Here is a 16,312-nt window from a genome sequence, read left to right as displayed (position 1 = left end):
TGGCGTCGGCGCTTTCGGCAGGGGATCACAACGGCCAGACCGCCTCGCGCACGGCGATCGCTCTGGGCAGCAGCCCGAGGGCGTAGAAGCGGTCGGCGATGCTTTGCTGCTGGCGGATCACCTGCAAATCCATGGCGCGGATCTCGTGGCTGCGGCGCGACAGCGCGAGTTCCAGCGAGGCGCTCGCCAGCCCCAGTTCGTTGGAAAGGTGACGAGCGGCTTCTCTCGGCTGCGCGGTGATGTAGCGGCCGGTGTGCTGCAGCGCCTGCATCAATGGCTGCAACAGATCGCCCGAACGCTCGGCGAAGTCGCGGCGCGCCAGGTAGAATTGCTGATTGAGCACCCGCTGGGTGCCGTCGGCGATCACGCGCAGTTCCCCGTTGCGTTGCGCGTCGCTGAGCAGCGGATCCCACATCATCCAGGCGTCCACCGCCTGCAGATCGGTCGCCGACAGCGGATATTTCGGCGGCGCGTAGACGATACGCACGTCGTTCAACGTCAATCCCTGTTCGTCCAGCATCTGCAGCAATAAATAGTGCACGTTGGAGCCTTTGTTGAGCGCGATGCGTTTGCCGCGCAGATCGGCGGCGCTGCGTATCGGGCTGTCTTGCGGCACCACCATCGCCACGCTCTGCGGCGCCGGCGGCTCAAAACCGACGTACACCAGCGCATTGCCCTGTGCCTGGGCGAAGATCGGCGGCACTTCGCCGGTGGTGCCGAAGTCTATCTCATCGCCGTCGAGCGCGTGCAGCAGCTGCGGCCCGGCGGGAAACTCGCTCCACAGCACGCTGATGCGCTGTGTGGCGAAGAGCTGTTCCAGGCTTTGCCGCGCCTTGAGCACCCCGAGGTTGCCGAACTTTTGATAGCCGATGCGCAGTTCGCGTTCGGGCAGCGGCGCTGCGCTGATGGCCGGTGAATGTGAGGGGGCGCCGGCGCTGCGGCGGCGCGGTTTGATCAGACCAAGATGCGCTAAATGGGTGCGCAGGGTATTGCGGCTGACGCCGAGCAACGACGCTGCTTGCAGCTGATTGCCGCCGCTGCGTTCGAAGGCGTTGCGCACCAGCGCATCCAGCACCCGTTGGTAAAGCTGCGCGCTGTCGCCTTGCAACTGCTGCTGCACAAAGCGATCGATGGCGTCGTCGCCGCCGCCGTCGTTATCCGTCAGGCGATGGGTGAGCTGCAGTTGCTGCGGGGCGATCGCCCCCTCCTGGCTCAGCAAGACCGCATTATGCAGCGTGTTCTCCAGCTCGCGCACGTTGCCGGGCCAGGGGTAGTCCAACAGCACCTGCTGCGCTTCCGCCGTCAACCGCGGCAGTGGCCGTTCCAGACGGCGGGCGTACAGCGCAAGAAAATGTCTGGCCAGCACCGGAATATCGTCCGGCCGCTGGCGCAAGGGCGGTAAAGTCACCGCCGCCACGTTCAGGCGGTAATAGAGATCTTCACGGAACCGCCGTTGGCGAATCGCGCCGGCCAGATCGACGTGGGTGGCGGCGATGACCCGCACATCGATCTTCAGCGGTTTGCGCGAACCGACGCGGGTGATCTCCCGTTCCTGCAGCACGCGCAGCAGCTTGACCTGCAGCGACAGGTTCAGCTCGCCGATCTCGTCCAGCAGCAGGGTGCCGCCTTCCGCCGCTTCGAACCAGCCCTGATGAGTGCCGACGGCGCCGGTGAAGGCGCCTTTCTCATGGCCGAACAGTTCGGCTTCCGCCAGGCTTTCCGTCAGCGCGCCGCAGTTGACCGCCAGGAAAGGTTGATGGCGGCGCGCGCTGTGGTGGTGCAGATAGCGCGCCACCACTTCTTTGCCGGTGCCGGTTTCACCGACGATCAGCACGGTGGCGTCGGTGGGAGCCAGCCGATCGAGCACGCTTTGCAGAGCGAGCGACGCCGGATCGATCAGCACCGGTTTGTCGGCGGCGAACGGTTGGGGATCGTACATGGGCGTCTCCTGTCTGACGACGATGGGGGAAAAAAATCTTATCCCAGCCAATGAGCCGCCGCGAGAGGATAAAAGGCGCACGGTGCTGCATTGGCAACAGCTTTCCGCCGCCGCCTGCTGCCAATGCAGCAGCGTTTTGACGTCGATATCTCATCAATATATTGATATGCATTGGTTTTTTTAAATCTGCAATGTGGCACGCATCCTGCTTTTCTTTTTATAACCAAGCAAGGTTTTTCTATCGATAAATAATGAAAATAGTTATATAGGAAAGGCATAAATGACTGAGTCAGTGAAAGATCGCATCAACGTTTTCTGGTTTCTGCCGACCCACGGCGACGGTCGCTATCTGGGCACGGCGCAGGGCGGGCGCCCGGTGGACCTGCCTTATTTGCAGCAGGTGGCGCTGGCCGCCGACAACCTCGGCTATTACGGCGTGCTGATCCCAACCGGTAAAAGCTGCGAGGATTCCTGGCTGGTGGCGGCGGCGCTGGCGCCGATCACCCGCCGGTTGCGCTATCTGGTGGCGGTGCGCCCCGGCCTGCAGCCGCCGAGCCTGGCGGCGCGCATGGCGGCGACGCTGGACCGGTTGTCGGACGGGCGCCTGCTGATCAACGTGGTGACCGGCGGCGATCCGGTGGAAAACAAAGGGGATGGCATCTTCCTCAGCCATGCCGAACGCTATGAGGTGACACAGGAATTTCTCACGGTGTATCAACGGCTGTTGCAAGGGGAGAAGGTGGATTTCAGCGGTAAGCATATTCACGTCGAAGGCGCCGAATTGCTGTTCCCGCCGGTGCAGGAAAACGGCCCGCCGCTCTATTTCGGCGGCTCATCGTCGGAAGCGATCGACATCGCCGCCGGGCAGATCGATACCTACCTGACCTGGGGCGAGCCGCTGGCTCAGGTGGCGGAAAAGCTGGCGGCGGTGCGCCAGCGCGCCGAGCGGCAGGGGCGTAAACTCAGCTATGGCATTCGCCTGCACGTTATTGTGCGCGAAACTGAAGACGAAGCCTGGGCGGCGGCCGAGCGACTGATTGCGCATCTGGATGACGACACCATCGCGGCGGCGCAGCAGATCTTTGCGCGCATGGACTCTACCGGCCAGCGCCGCATGAGCGAGCTGCACGGCGGCTCGCGCGAGAGTCTGCGAATCGGCCCCAACCTGTGGGCCGGCGTTGGCCTGGTGCGCGGCGGCGCCGGCACCGCATTGGTGGGCAACCCGCAGCAGGTGGCGGCGCGCATACGCGAGTATCAGGCGCTGGGCATCGACAATTTCATCCTTTCCGGCTATCCGCATCTGGAAGAGGCTCACCGCTTCGCCGAGCTGGTGATGCCGCTGCTGCCGCTGGCGCAGTCGACTCATCAGACGGCTCGCACGATCAATACCGGCCCGTTTGGCGAAACCATCGGCGGCGCTCGTCGTCCCGGCCCGGCGCAGCGGGAGGGCTGATGGCGAAGCGTGCCCATATTATCGTTATCGGCGGCGGTTTCACCGGCGCGGCGCTGGCGATCCAGCTGGCGCGCGGAGCGGTGGATGTCACGGTGATCGAACCGCGCGCCGCGCCGGGCTATGGCGTGGCGTATTCGACCACCGAGCCGACTCACCGCATCAACGTCCCGGCCGATAGGATGCAGCTGGCGGATGAACCGGCGGGGGATTTTGACCGCTGGTTCCGCGAGGGCGGCGGGCTGGCGGCCGATCCGCAGGCGTTGTGGCGCGACGGTAAAGCCTATCCGCAGCGCAGCGCCTTCGGCCGCTATGTCGAGGAACGTTTTCATCAGGCGGCGCAGTCGGGCCAGGCCCGCTTGCGGCACCTGCGCGATCGGGCGCAGCACCTGCAGCCGCAGGCGCAGGGCGCGTCCGTCATCACCGCCGGCGGCGAACGGCTGTGGGGCGACTATGTGGTGTTGGCGACCAGCCATCCGCCGCCCGCGCTGCCGCGACAGATCGCCCCGGAACTGGCGCGCGACGCGCGTTTGATCGCCAATCCCTGGGCGGAGGGGGCGCTGGATGAGATTGAACCCGATGAATCGTTGGCGATCGTCGGCAGCGGGCTGACGATGGCCGATGCGGTGGCGGCGTTGCACCGCCGCGGGCATCGCGGGCCGATTACCGCGTTCTCTCGTCACGGCCTGCTGCCGCGTGCCAATGCCGAAGGGGAGTACCCGACGTGGTCGTTTACCCCGCCATCCGGACTGCGTGACGGGGTGCGGCAGGTGCGTCTTGAGGTGGCGCGCGCCGCTCGGCAACGGGTGCCGTGGCAGGCGGTGTTGGACGCGGTGCGCGCCCAGGGCCAGCGCCTGTGGCAAGCGTTAACGCCGACCGAACAGCAGCGCTTTCTGCGGCATCTGCGCGCCTATTGGGACGTGCACCGCTATCGCATTGCGCCGCAGGTGAGCACGCTGCTGACGGAGCAACAGGCAGCGGGCACGCTGCAGGTATTGGCCGCTCGTCTGCGGCGGGCGGAACCCACGCCGCAGGGCGTGCGCTTGACGATTCTGCCGCGCCAGGGCGCAGAGCGGGCGCTGCAGGCGCAGCGGCTGTTGATCGCTACGGGGCCGGCTCATGCCGGCCTGATCGCCGCCAGCCCGTTGCTCAGTTCGCTGGCGGAGCAGGGGACGCTGCGCGCCGATCCGCTGGGATTGGGGCTGTGGGTCAATGCCGACAGCCAGGCGATCGGCGGCGACGGCCTTGCCAACCCGCGCCTGCTGGTGGCCGGCCCGGCGGCGCGCGGCCGCTTCGGCGAACTGATGGGGCTGCCGCAGGTGGCGGAACACGCCCAAAGCGTCGCGCAATACCTGCTGGCGCGATGTCCGGCTGCAAACTGATCGTCCATTCCCGTTTTTAACACCCTAAGACCCCCCATCCGGCCCGGCTCCGCCCGTGGCCGGCAGATAATTGTGGAGCTCGCTATGTCATCGCAACGTGAAATTCGTCTTAACGCTTTTGATATGAACTGCGTCGGCCATCAGTCGCCGGGGCTGTGGGCGCACCCGCGCGACCGTTCCTGGCAGTATAAGGATCTCGAATATTGGACCGATCTGGCGCGCCTGCTGGAACGCGGCAAGTTCGATGGATTGTTTATCGCCGACGTGCTGGGGATTTACGACGTGCTTAACGGCAGCGGCGACGCGGCGATCCGCCAGGCGACGCAGGTGCCGGTTAACGATCCGCTGGCGCTGGTGACACCGATGGCGCTGGTTACCGAACATCTCGGCTTCGGGCTGACCGCCTCGCTGTCATTCGAGCACCCTTATCCTTTCGCCCGCAGATTGTCGACGCTTGATCACCTGACCAAGGGGCGCATCGGTTGGAATATCGTCACCTCTTACCTGGAGAGCGGCGCGCGCAATATTGGCCACCGGGCGCAGACCGATCACGATGCGCGCTACGACTACGCCGATGAATACCTGCAGGTGGTTTACAAGCTGCTGGAGGGCAGTTGGGAAGACGGCGCGATTTTGCGCGATCGTCAGCGGCGCATCTTCAGCGATCCGGCGAAAATTCATCCGATCAACCACAAGGGCGAGTTCTTCCAGGTGCCGGGCATTCATCTGAGCGAGCCTTCGCCGCAGCGCACGCCGGTGCTGTATCAGGCCGGCGCTTCCAGCCGCGGCAAGCAGTTTGCTGCGGAACACGCCGAATGCGTGTTTGTCGCTTCTCCTTCGAAAACATTGCTGAAAAAAACCGTAGCCGATATCCGCCGCCGCGCCGCCGAGGCCGGGCGCGATCCGCGCAGCATCCTGATCTTCAACCTGCAGACGGTGATCGTCGGTGAAACGGACCGACAGGCGCAGGAAAAATGGCGGGAATACAAATCCTATACCAGCTACGAAGGCGCGCTGGCGCTGGTGTCCGGCTGGACCGGCATCGATTTCGGCCAGTATCAGCCGGATCAGGTGCTGAAGCATCTGCACACCAATGCCATTCAGTCGGCGGTGGAAACTTTCTCCAGCGCCGATCCCAGCCGTGAATGGACAGTACAGGGCATCGCCGAATGGGTCGGCATCGGCGGTTTCGGCCCGCTGTTGGTGGGCGGCCCGCAAACCGTGGCCGACGAACTGCAGGCGTGGGTGGAGGAAACGGATGTTGACGGTTTCAATCTGGCCTACGCCGTTACCCATGAAACCTTCACCGACGTGGTGGAACTGCTGATCCCCGAGCTGCAAAAACGCGGAGCGTACAAGCGCGACTACACGGCGGGCACTCTGCGAGAAAAATTGTTCAATCAGGGGCCGCGCCTGGCGGAGCCGCACCCGGCGGTGGGCTACCGCTGGCCGGCCGGCGCGTCCTTGGCCGATGCACTGAGCGTCAAGTGAGGATGCGATGATAGAGATTGAGGAGTTGCACAAGGCTTACCGCGCGCCGGACGGGCGCCGGATTGAGGTGCTGAAGGGCGTTTCGCTGCGGGTGCCGGCCGGATCGATTACCGCCGTGGTCGGCCCCAGCGGGGCGGGCAAATCGACGCTGGCGAAATGCATCAGCCTGCTGGAGCGGCCGAGCAGCGGCAGTATCCGGGTGAACGGCCAGGACTTGTCGCGGCTTGCGGGCGAGGCGCTGCGCAGGGAGCGGCGGGCGATAGGCACGGTGTTCCAGTCTTCCGCGCTGCTGCAGCGCAAAACCGCCTGGCAGAATGTGGCGCTGCCGTTGACCTATCTGGGCGTGGTGCCGCGCGATATCGACAAGCGGGTAAAGAGCCTGCTGGCGGCGGTGGGGTTGGCGGACAAGGCGGCGTTTTACCCGGCGCAGCTGTCCGGCGGCCAGCGCCAAAGGGTCGGCATCGCCCGCGCGCTGGCGCTGAATCCGTCGGTGCTGCTGGCGGATGAGGCCACCTCCGGGCTGGATCCGGACGCCACCGGGGCCATTCTCAGCCTGCTTAAACAGCTGCGCGATCGGTATGGCCTGTCGATCATCCTGATCACCCACGAGATGGATGCGGTGCGCGACGCCGCCGACGCGGTGGCCGAGATCCGCGACGGCGTGATTGTGCAGCAAGGGCCGGTGCGCGAGCTGTTGGCAGCGCCCGATTCCTCGCTGGGCCGCCGGCTGTTCCCGCTGAAGACGCTGGCGTCCGACGCCGCGTTGCGGCTGCAGGTAACCTACTGCGCCCGTCAGCCGGCGGCCACCGACTGGATCAGCCGCATCAGCCGCCAACTCGACCTGCAGATCGATCTGTTGGGCGGCCACGTTGAAGTGGTGGGCGGCAGCCTGGCCGGGCGGTTGGAGATTGCGGTGCGTTTTGGCGGCGGTTCGCGTTCGGTGGCTGAACTGCAGGACGAGCTGCGGCGGTTGGGCATTCTCGCCGAGGTGCTGGAACAGCCGGCGGCGTTGAAGGAGGCGGTATGAAAAATCTGTCTGACAGCGTGATGAGCCAGGACACACCCTGGCGCGAGATCCATCGGTTGATGCTGCCGGCCTACGGCGAAACCTGGCTGATGGTCGGCATCGTGATGCTGTTTGTGGTGGCGATTGGCGGCGCCGTCGGCGTGGTGTTGTTCAACACCTCATCGCGCGGCTTGTTTCCGCGCCCGGCGCTGAATCGCGCGCTGAGCTGGTTGGTGAACATGGGCCGTTCGCTGCCGTTTCTGGTGCTGATGGCGGCGATTATTCCGTTCACCTTCTGGTTGACCGGCACCACCATCGGCATTCCGGCGGCGGTGATCCCGATGATCGTCGCCGGCATTCCATTCTTCGGCCGGCTGGTGGAGAACGCGCTGCGCGAACTGCCGCCGGAGGTGACGGCGGTGGGGCTGGTGTCCGGCGGTTCGATCTGGCAGATAGTCACCCGCGCGCAGCTCAGCGAGGCGCTGCCGGCGATTGTCGCCGCCATCACGCTGAACGTCATCTCGATGATCGAGTATTCGGCCATCGCCGGCACCATTGGCGCGGGCGGCATCGGCTATCTGGCGGTGGTGTACGGCTACCAGCGTTTCGACAATCACATCATGATCGCCACCATTGTGGTGCTGATCGCCACGATCCAACTGATTCAGTTTATTGGTGACCGCCTGGTCGCCGCGTTGCGTCATCATCAGGAAACCCTTTAATCATGCCTAATCACGATTTTGAGATAGTGAAGAAGAAACGCTGGCCGTGGCCGGTGGGTATCGCGGCGGTGGCGATTATCGCCGCCGCGGTTTGGCACTTCAGCGCCCGCCAGCAGCAGACGGTGCAGTTCGGCAGCACGCTGAAAGTGCACTTTGAGCCGGCGATGGCCGGAGAGCAGCGGGTGATCGAGTACGTCGGTGAGCATATCGCGCCGGATTACGGCCTCAGGCTGGAGGCGGTTGGCCTGCAGGATCCGGTGCAGGCCGATCGTGCGGTGGCGCAGGGGCAGTACGCCGCCACGATCTACCAGCACCAGTGGTGGCTAAAGCAGGTGGTGGAGGCCAACGGTTTTAAGCTGACCCCGACGCTGCCGGTGTTTCAGTGGGCGTTCGGCATCTATTCCGACCGCTATACGTCGATCGCCGAGTTGCCGGACGGCGCGGAGATCGTGGTGCCCAACGACGGCGCCAATCAGGGGCAGGCGTTGTGGCTGCTGCAGCGCATTGGACTGATTGGGCTGGATCCGGCGATCGAGGCGCGCACCGCCAGGCTAAAAGACATTCGCGAGAACAAACGCCATTTTAACTTCAAGGAGCTGGATTTGCTGACCATGCCGCGCGCACTGAATTCGGTAGATGCGGCCATTGGCTATGTGTCGCAGTTCGACGCCGGCAAGGTGCCGCGTGAGAAGGGCATCTTGTTCCCACCGGCGCCGAAGACCTTCGCCTCGCAGCTGGTGATTGGCACGCCCTATCTGCAGGACGAAAATATTCGCAAGCTGCAGCGGGCGTTTGCCGATCCCAGGTTGCAGGCGTGGCTGAAAAACACCGACGACCCGCTGGTGAAAGGCGTGCTGGTGCCGGTATCGGCAGAATAATCCCCGCCCGAAATGGCCGTGATAAAGACCGGATTAACGCGTGTTAATCCGGCGTTTCTGTTACGCTGTAACTATATTTAATTTATTGATATTAATGATATTTATAGAATAATTTGTTGTTTGTCGGCGTAATTTTTTCACCCTATAAACGAGGTGTCACCTGCCAATTACAACGAGGAAACTATGAGTACCTTAAATATCGATACCGCGCCGCCGTTATCTGCGCCCATCGGCTCGGCCAGCGATGTGGCGCGTTTGATTAACCAACGCAGCGAGAAAAATACCCATGCGCGCATGATCGTGCTGTTGGCGCTGGGCGGTGTTTTTCTCGATGCCTATGACCTGACCACATTGTCTTACGGCATCGATGACGTGGTGCGTGAATTCAGCCTCAGCCCGCTGCTGACCGGGGTGGTAACTTCTTCGATCATGGTCGGGACCATTCTCGGCAACCTGGTCGGCGGCTGGTTGACCGACAAATACGGCCGCTATCAGGTGTTTATGGCCGATATGCTGTTTTTTGTGATTTCCGCCATCGCCGCCGGGCTGGCGCCCAACGTCTGGGTGCTGATCGGCGCGCGCTTTTTGATGGGTATCGGCGTCGGCATCGATTTGCCGGTGGCGATGGCCTATCTGGCCGAATTCTCCAAATTCTCCGGCAAGGCCAACAAGGCGTCGCGCCTGGCGGCCTGGTGCCCGATGTGGTACGCCGCTTCGTCGATGTGTTTTCTGATCATCTTTGCGCTCTATTTTCTGTTGCCGGCCGAACATGCGAACTGGCTGTGGCGCGCCTCGTTGATTTTCGGCGCGGTGCCGGCGCTGCTGATCATCATGGTGCGCAGCAAGTTTATGAACGAGTCGCCGCTGTGGGCCGCTAACCAGGGCGATTTGAAAGAGGCGGCGCGCATCCTGCGCGAGTCATACGGCATCGCCGCCCATGAGGCGGAACCTGACGCCGCCCAACCGGCGGCGGCGAAGGTCAGCTTCCGCGTGCTGTTCCGCAAGCCGTACCGCGAACGCACTCTGGTCTCCTGCGTGATGAACGTTTGCATTTCCTTTGAATACACCGCCATCGCCTTCTTTCTGCCGTCGATTCTGGCGCAGTTTCTCGGCGCCGGGGTGTTTGAAACCCTCTCCGCCTCGCTCGGGCTGAACGTGCTGTTCGCCTTTACCGGTGGCCTGCTCGGCATGCGTCTGGCATGGAAGTATCCGTCGCGCCACGTGGCGATCGCCGGATTTGCGCTGCAGTTTATCGCGCTGATTGCCCTGGCGTTGATCGGGCATCCGCAGGCGGCGTTCGGCGTTGGGCTGGCGATCCTGATGTTGGGCCTATGGCTGTTCGCCGAAGGCTTCGGCCCTGGCGCGCAGATGATGATTTACCCGGCGCTCTCTTACCCGACGGCGATCCGCGCCACCGGCGTCGGTTTCGGTCGTTCGCTGTCCGGTATCGGCAGCGCGATGGCGTTGTTTATTCTGCCGATTTTGCAGGCGCGCTTCGGCACCGACATGTTTTGGATTGTTTCACTGGCGGCGGCGATCCCCATCGTCTTCCTGCTGATCATTCGCTTCGAACCGACGGCGCGCGATATCGACGATCTGGCCGATCGCGCTTAACCACAGAGGACACTGACATGACGCAACACCTGTTATCCACCGGAGCAGACTACGCACAGCTGGCCGCGCGTTTTCGGCCGATCTTCGCCAAAATCGCCGCCGGGGCGGTGGAGCGCGAGCTGTCGCGCACGCTGCCGCATGAACCGATCCGTTGGCTGAAAGAGGCGGGGTTCGGCAGGGTGCGCATCCCGCGTGAAAAGGGCGGCGACGGCGCTTCGTTGCCGCAGCTGTTCGAACTGCTGGCCGAACTGGCGGAGGCGGACTCTAACCTGCCGCAGGCGCTGCGGGCGCATTTCGCCTTCGTGGAAGATCGGCTGAACGCGCCGGACGGCCCGGAGCGCAATCGCTGGTTCGAACGCTTTCTCGACGGCGAGCTGGTCGGCAGCGGTTGGACCGAGATCGGCGGCGTGAAGCTGGGGCAGGTCAATACCCGGGTAACGCCGCAGGCCGACGGCTGGTCGCTCAACGGCGAGAAATTTTACAGCACCGGCAGTCTGTTTGCCGATTGGATCGACGTGTATGCCGAGCGCAGCGACAGCGGCGGCCCGGTGATCGCTTTGGTTAACGTCGCCCAGCCGGGCGTAGAGCGCGACGACGACTGGGACGGATTTGGCCAGCGCACTACCGGCAGCGGCACCACGCGTTTTATTGATGCGCAGGTCGAGCAGGCGCACGTCTATGACTTTGCCGAGCGCTTCCGCTACCAAACTGCGTTCTATCAGCATGTGTTGCTGGCGACGCTGGCGGGGATCGGCCGCGCGGTGCTGCGAGACGTCGGCGAGGGCGTGAGGCAACGTAAAAGGATCTATAGCCACGGCAACGCCGGTTGGGTGAAGGACGACGTGCAGATCCAGCAGGTGGTGGGGCAAATCAGCGCCTGGGCCTATGCGGTTGAGGCGACGGTGCTAAAAGCGACTTCCTCGCTGCAGCAGGCTTATGAGGCGCATCGATCCGGCGATGAAGCGCTGCTGCAGGCGCTTAACGTGACGGCGGAGCTGGACGCGGCCAGGGCGCAGGTCATCGCCGGGGAGTGGGTGCAGCGCGCCGCCGGTGAATTGTTCAATGCGCTCGGCGCTTCAGATACCCGTACCGGCAAGGCGTTGGATCGCCACTGGCGCAATGCGCGCACGCTCTCTTCACATAATCCGGTGATCTACAAGGCGCGCAATATCGGTGACTGGGAAATTAACCGCCATACGCCGACCTTTATCTGGCAAATCGGCAGTGGCGGTTGAGGCCGTGGCTATTCCGTCCAAACCTGCGTGCTGCGCGGGCTGTCCATCTGATAATCCGAGTAGGGGCGGGTGAAGAACTCGCGCCCCAACTCGCGGGCGGCCCGCAGCGGGTTGCGCGGATCGCGGGCGATCTCGCCGCGCTGGTTGCCGGCGCCGTGCACCAGCCCGACGAAGGCGGAATGGGTGTAGCGGCTGAACTCCTGGATCTGATGCACGATGCCCAGCGCCGCGCCGGGATAAGTTTCTTCCGACGCCACCGCCAACCCGATGCGTTTGCTGCTCATGCGTTGGTGCACCTGTTCCGCCTGAGGGTAGGCGTTGGAATAGAAGCTGAACGAGCGATCGAAAAAGGCCTTGGTTTGCGCCGACATGCCGTACCAGTAAATCGGCGTGCAAAATACCGCGCCGTCGGCCGGCAGGAAGTGCTCCAGGAACAGCTCGGCGTAGCGATCGGCCGGCGGCGGCGTATGGCGTTCATCGCTCAGGAAACCGCTCAGGTAATCGTCGAGAAAATGCAGGCTGGCGGACGTGCCGACTTCGGCGGCGCCCGCCATGATCGCCTGCGCCAGCGTGGCGCTGTTGCCGTCGCGGCGCGGGCTGCCGACCAGCACCACCAGGCGCTTGGGTTGATGAGCTGTATTCATGTCATGCTCCTTGGTGTGAAGTGAATTCAGCCTTAATCTAGAAGCGAACGTCTGCAGGCGACAAATGACGGTTTTTCTGCCAGGATGAACTCAACTCATCCCAAGAGGCTTCGCCATGTTCGCTACGCTGCCCGTCAACGCGTTACGCACCTTTGAATCCGCCGCTCGCCTGCGCAGCTTCAAGCTGGCGGCGGCCGAGCTGGCGGTGACGCCGACGGCGATTTCGCACCAGATCAAGGCGCTGGAACAGCAGCTGGGTTTTGCGCTGTTCGAGCGGGTGCCGCGCGGCGTGCGGCTGACGGCGAAGGGCGAAACGCTGTTTGCCGGAGTGCACGGCGCGCTGCTGGACGTCGCCGCCACGCTTGAGGGCCTGCGGCCGCAGCCCAGCAGCGGATCGCTGTGCGTCTCGGTGACGCACTCGTTCGCGGCGCTGTGGCTGGTGCCGCGCCTGGGGCGTTTCTACCAGGCGCATCCGCACTATCTGGTGCGCCTGGAGGCCTGCGCCGAGGTGATCGACCTGCAGCAGGACGCCAGCGTGGATGTGGCGGTGCGCTACAGCCGCGCGCACTATCCCGCGCTGCATCAGGCGGCGCGGCTGGAGGAAAGCTTTGGCGTCTACGCCGCGCCGGGGCTGGCCGCCGCTCCGCCGGAAAACCCGGTGCTGATCACCGTCAAGTGGGGGGATTCGGCGCTGTACGACAGCGGCTGGCATGACTGGTGCCGGGCCGCCGGTGTGGACTGGTGGCAGCGCCATGCGGCGATGCGCAGCTATCACGAGGAGCATTACGCCCTGCAGGCGGCGGTGGCCGGGCAGGGATGGGTGCTCGCCAGCTCGGTGATGGTGTCCGAGATGGTGGACAACGGTCTGCTGGTGGCGTACCGGCCGGAGGTGCGCGTACCGGGCGCCGCATACAGCGTGCTGTGCGCGCCGGGGCGCGAGCGGCATCCGCCGGTCAGGGCGTTTTTGGCCTGGCTGCGGCAGGAATTGCCGCAGGACAATGGCACGAAATAAAAGTTTTACCGTCCTAAGCTGTGGGAATATCAGCGAACTTTTGTTTTTACTTCACTTCGAGAACCTATCATGAGCCAGCCAAGAATCTCCGATTACCCGATTGACGCGCAATTTATCGAGCGTTGGTCGCCGCGCGCGATGACCAACGACGCCATCGACGATCAAACGCTGCTGAGCTTCTTTGAAGCGGCGCGCTGGTCGCCTTCGGCTTACAACATTCAGCCGTGGCGCTTTGCCTACAGCAAGCACGGCTCCGACAGCTGGGAGAACTACCTGGAGTTCCTGATCGACTTCAACCGCGGCTGGGCGCAACACGCCTCGGCGCTGGTGGTGATCGTCTCCAAAACCACCAGCCTGAACGGCGAGCGGCTGGTGGACAACCCGACCCACGCATTCGACACCGGCGCGGCCTGGGCCAACCTGGCGCATCAGGCGCACCTGAAAGGCTGGCTGACCCACTGCATGAGCGGCATTCACCACGATAAGATCAAAGCGGCGTTGCAACTGCCGGACGACTATGCGGTGCACGCCATGGTGGCGATCGGCAAGCCGGGCGACAAAGCCCGCCTGCCGGATTTCCTGCAGGAGAAAGAAGCGCCGTCGGGCCGTCTGCCGCTCGGCAAGACCGTCAGCGAAGGGCTGAATTTCACGCTGTGATTGCCCGCTTTCTCGCAGGCCCGCTTCGCGGGCCTGAGATTGATGACAAACCTCATACCTTTGCTGGTTTGGCAGATAGCACAGAATAAAAAAACAAGGAAAATCAATTTATTGATTTTCGACCGATCACCACAAAGAGGGAAAAACCACGCTTTTTCCCTCTTTGTCAACAGTCTGAGGCCCGCTTCGCGGGCCTTTTTTATGCGGCGAGTAAAACTTAGGGAGTATGTTCTCGTTCGTTCATTCGCTGTATATTTTGTTATATAGCGATTGTGCGGTGAGGAGGAACCCGTGGGAGATCATTTTGGCAAAGGGTTGTTGGCGGGGTTAAAGGTGGAGAACCTGAAGCCGGAGGCGGAGCTGTCGCGCTTTTGCTCCGACTACAAGCGCGGTTTCGTGCTCGGTTATGCGCACCATTTGGCGCAGCGCTGCGGCGACGAGAACCGGGCGGCGTTCGAGGCCGGGCAACTCAGCCGCGCCTATGGTCTCGGCCGCGAGCCGATGAGCGAGTTCTTCTCCGGCGGCGACAGCCGGTTGGCGGAGAAGTTTTTCCACGCCGGCTATAACCAGCCGACGCCGGGGTAGCGCCGGCGAGCCGTCAGGCGGCGCTCAGCACCGCCACCATATACACGCATGCCTCATCGCTTTGGTTTTCAAAGCGGCAGTCCGCCGGTGGGCCGAGCTCCAGGCAGTCTCCTTCGGCCATTTCATGGCGCGCGTCGCCCTCAAGAAAGACCAGCTCGCCGGATAAAACCCAGATCAGCTGACGCTTGAAGGCATACACCGAAGCCGGCATCGGGATCGCCGCGCCGGCCGGCAGTTCGATGCGCACCAGATCGAGCGGCAGATCGGTGCGCGGCGACACGTGGCGCCGCACGTAGCCGCTCTCGGGATCGACCCAGACCGGTTGATCTTCCCGGCGCAGCAGCCGGCCTTCCTGCGTTTCCGCGCGGGCGATCAGCTTGGACATGCTGAGGCCGAACGCCCCCGCCAGTCTGCCCAACAGCATCGCCGTCGGGCTGCTCTCGCCGCGTTCGATCTTATGCACCATCGCCCGCGATACGCCCGCCCGTTCGGCCAAATCGGACAGCGACCAGTGGCGCGCCTCGCGTTCAATGCGAATGCGCGCGCCGATCAGCTGATTTAGATTGTCTAATTTAATATTCATATCGTAGTATTATAGTGGACAATTGGCCGGGGTAAACCATGATTATACGAAATGCGACGCTCAACGATAGCGCGGCGATTGCCGCTATCTATAACGACGCGGTGTTGAACAGCACCGCCATCTGGAATGAACAAACCGTGGATGCGGCCAACCGCGCGGCGTGGATCGGCGAACGGCAGGCGGCGGGCTACCCGGTGCTGGTGGCGGTGAACGGCGCGGACGAGGCGATCGGCTACGCGTCGTTCGGCGACTGGCGCGCCTGGGATGGTTATCGCCATACCGTGGAACACTCGGTGTATGTCCATCAGGCGCATCGCGGCGCAGGGACTGGCAAGACGTTGCTGCTGGCGCTGATCGCACGGGCGCGGGAAATCGGCAAGCACGTGATGGTGGCCGGCATCGAATCCGGCAATCAGGCCTCGATTAAGCTGCATCTGGCGCTGGGGTTTCGCGACGTGGGGCGCATGGAACAAGTGGGCGCCAAATTCGGCCAATGGCTGGATCTGACGTTCCTGCAGCTGAGGCTCGACGAGCGGGCGACGCCGCCCGCGCGCTGATCCCGGGAGACAGGGCGATGAATATGCTGTTACTGCTGATCGCGGCCGGGATGGGGTTGGTGGTGCAGAATCTGCTGATGGTGCGCATTACCGAAAGTGTTTCGACCATCCTCATTACGCTGGTGATCAACTCCAGCGTCGGTTTGTTGTTGCTGGTGGGGTTGCTGCTGGCCAAAAACGGCCTCGGCGCGGTGGCGGAAGTGACCGGCGCCGCCAGGTGGTGGATGCTGTTGCCGGGGCTGTTGGGATCGCTGTTCGTGTTCGCCGGCATTTTGGGTTACCAGAAGCTGGGGGCGGCGGCCACCATCTCGATCCTGGTCGCCAGCCAGCTGTGCATGGGGCTGTTGGCCGATGCCTATCGCGCCGGTCCGGCGGCGCTGCGTGAGAATCTGCCGGCGCTGGTCGGCGCCTTATTGCTGGTGGCGGGCGCCTATCTGGTGGCGAAACGCAGCTTTTGACGGCGGCTGAAAGGCAAAAAGCCCGCTCGGGTTTCCCTGAGCGGGCTTCTCTAAATATGGCTCCTCTGACTGGACTCGAACCAGTGACATACGGATTAA

At 63.4% G+C, this 16,312-nt stretch carries 16 protein-coding genes; 13 read left to right on the top strand and 3 right to left on the bottom strand.

Going from position 1 to position 16,312, the window contains the following annotated elements; all coding sequences use genetic code 11:
* Positions 1–25 precede the first annotated feature (25 nt).
* On the bottom strand, positions 26–1,939 hold the full coding sequence (locus WFM45_RS11825; protein WP_322192869.1) for a sigma-54-dependent Fis family transcriptional regulator: 1,914 nt from the start codon (positions 1,937–1,939) through the stop codon (positions 26–28).
* Between the two features lie 280 nt (positions 1,940–2,219).
* Between WFM45_RS11825 and ssuD the strand changes: the two genes are divergently transcribed.
* The 8 genes from ssuD to WFM45_RS11785 all read left to right on the top strand — a co-directional run bounded on the left by ssuD (position 2,220) and on the right by WFM45_RS11785 (position 11,717).
* Positions 2,220–3,392 (top strand): FMNH2-dependent alkanesulfonate monooxygenase, encoded by a 1,173-nt coding sequence (ssuD, locus tag WFM45_RS11820; protein WP_336955762.1) that lies wholly within the window; start codon positions 2,220–2,222, stop codon positions 3,390–3,392.
* Positions 3,392–4,771 (top strand): FAD/NAD(P)-binding protein, encoded by a 1,380-nt coding sequence (locus WFM45_RS11815; protein ID WP_336955760.1) that lies wholly within the window; start codon positions 3,392–3,394, stop codon positions 4,769–4,771. The genes ssuD and WFM45_RS11815 overlap by 1 nt, the downstream gene beginning before the upstream one ends.
* Before the next feature lie 84 nt (positions 4,772–4,855).
* Positions 4,856–6,262 (top strand): LLM class flavin-dependent oxidoreductase, encoded by a 1,407-nt coding sequence (locus tag WFM45_RS11810; RefSeq protein WP_004940847.1) that lies wholly within the window; start codon positions 4,856–4,858, stop codon positions 6,260–6,262.
* Between the two features lie 7 nt (positions 6,263–6,269).
* Positions 6,270–7,289 (top strand): methionine ABC transporter ATP-binding protein, encoded by a 1,020-nt coding sequence (locus tag WFM45_RS11805; protein WP_021505840.1) that lies wholly within the window; start codon positions 6,270–6,272, stop codon positions 7,287–7,289.
* Complete coding sequence (locus WFM45_RS11800; RefSeq protein WP_004940850.1) at positions 7,286–7,990, top strand: methionine ABC transporter permease; 705 nt, start codon at positions 7,286–7,288, stop codon at positions 7,988–7,990. Before WFM45_RS11805 ends, WFM45_RS11800 begins: the two co-directional genes overlap by 4 nt.
* Positions 7,991–7,992: 2 nt before the next feature.
* Positions 7,993–8,868, top strand: a complete 876-nt coding sequence (locus WFM45_RS11795) for a MetQ/NlpA family ABC transporter substrate-binding protein (RefSeq protein WP_015378417.1) — start codon at positions 7,993–7,995, stop codon at positions 8,866–8,868.
* Positions 8,869–9,051: 183 nt separating this feature from the next.
* Positions 9,052–10,482 carry an MFS transporter gene (locus WFM45_RS11790; protein WP_336955758.1) on the top strand — a complete coding sequence of 477 codons (1,431 nt, stop codon included), beginning with the start codon at positions 9,052–9,054 and terminating at the stop codon, positions 10,480–10,482.
* Between the two features lie 17 nt (positions 10,483–10,499).
* Positions 10,500–11,717: an acyl-CoA dehydrogenase family protein gene (locus WFM45_RS11785; protein ID WP_261440858.1), complete on the top strand. Its 1,218-nt coding sequence runs from the start codon at positions 10,500–10,502 to the stop codon at positions 11,715–11,717.
* 8 nt (positions 11,718–11,725) lie between these two features.
* Here WFM45_RS11785 and WFM45_RS11780 read toward each other — a convergent pair whose 3' ends face one another.
* Positions 11,726–12,361 (bottom strand): flavodoxin family protein, encoded by a 636-nt coding sequence (locus tag WFM45_RS11780; RefSeq protein ID WP_336955754.1) that lies wholly within the window; start codon positions 12,359–12,361, stop codon positions 11,726–11,728.
* Positions 12,362–12,476: 115 nt separating this feature from the next.
* On the opposite strand from WFM45_RS11780, the gene WFM45_RS11775 reads away from it, so the two are divergent.
* The 3 genes from WFM45_RS11775 (at position 12,477) to WFM45_RS11765 (ending at position 14,615) form a co-directional block, all read left to right on the top strand.
* On the top strand, positions 12,477–13,373 hold the full coding sequence (locus tag WFM45_RS11775) for a LysR substrate-binding domain-containing protein (protein WP_082996628.1): 897 nt from the start codon (positions 12,477–12,479) through the stop codon (positions 13,371–13,373).
* A gap of 69 nt (positions 13,374–13,442) precedes the next feature.
* On the top strand, positions 13,443–14,030 hold the full coding sequence (locus WFM45_RS11770) for a nitroreductase family protein (protein WP_015378412.1): 588 nt from the start codon (positions 13,443–13,445) through the stop codon (positions 14,028–14,030).
* A gap of 291 nt (positions 14,031–14,321) precedes the next feature.
* Entirely contained in the window at positions 14,322–14,615 is a 294-nt protein-coding gene (locus WFM45_RS11765) for a DUF2623 family protein (RefSeq protein ID WP_015378411.1), read from the top strand.
* A 13-nt stretch (positions 14,616–14,628) separates the two neighbouring features.
* Here WFM45_RS11765 and WFM45_RS11760 read toward each other — a convergent pair whose 3' ends face one another.
* Positions 14,629–15,198, bottom strand: coding sequence for a helix-turn-helix domain-containing protein (locus WFM45_RS11760; RefSeq protein ID WP_015378410.1), 570 nt, complete (start codon positions 15,196–15,198; stop codon positions 14,629–14,631).
* Positions 15,199–15,236: 38 nt separating this feature from the next.
* On the opposite strand from WFM45_RS11760, the gene WFM45_RS11755 reads away from it, so the two are divergent.
* The gene (locus WFM45_RS11755; RefSeq protein WP_336955749.1) at positions 15,237–15,755 is read left to right on the top strand and encodes a GNAT family N-acetyltransferase; all 519 of its coding nucleotides are present in this window, start codon (positions 15,237–15,239) and stop codon (positions 15,753–15,755) included.
* Between the two features lie 17 nt (positions 15,756–15,772).
* The gene (locus WFM45_RS11750; RefSeq protein WP_015378408.1) at positions 15,773–16,213 is read left to right on the top strand and encodes a DMT family transporter; all 441 of its coding nucleotides are present in this window, start codon (positions 15,773–15,775) and stop codon (positions 16,211–16,213) included.
* Positions 16,214–16,312 lie beyond the last annotated feature (99 nt).

This window comes from Serratia sp. KG1D, from assembly GCF_037150675.1.
Taxonomy (GTDB): domain Bacteria; phylum Pseudomonadota; class Gammaproteobacteria; order Enterobacterales; family Enterobacteriaceae; genus Serratia; species Serratia nematodiphila.
This window is presented reverse-complemented; position numbering and strand designations above follow the sequence as displayed.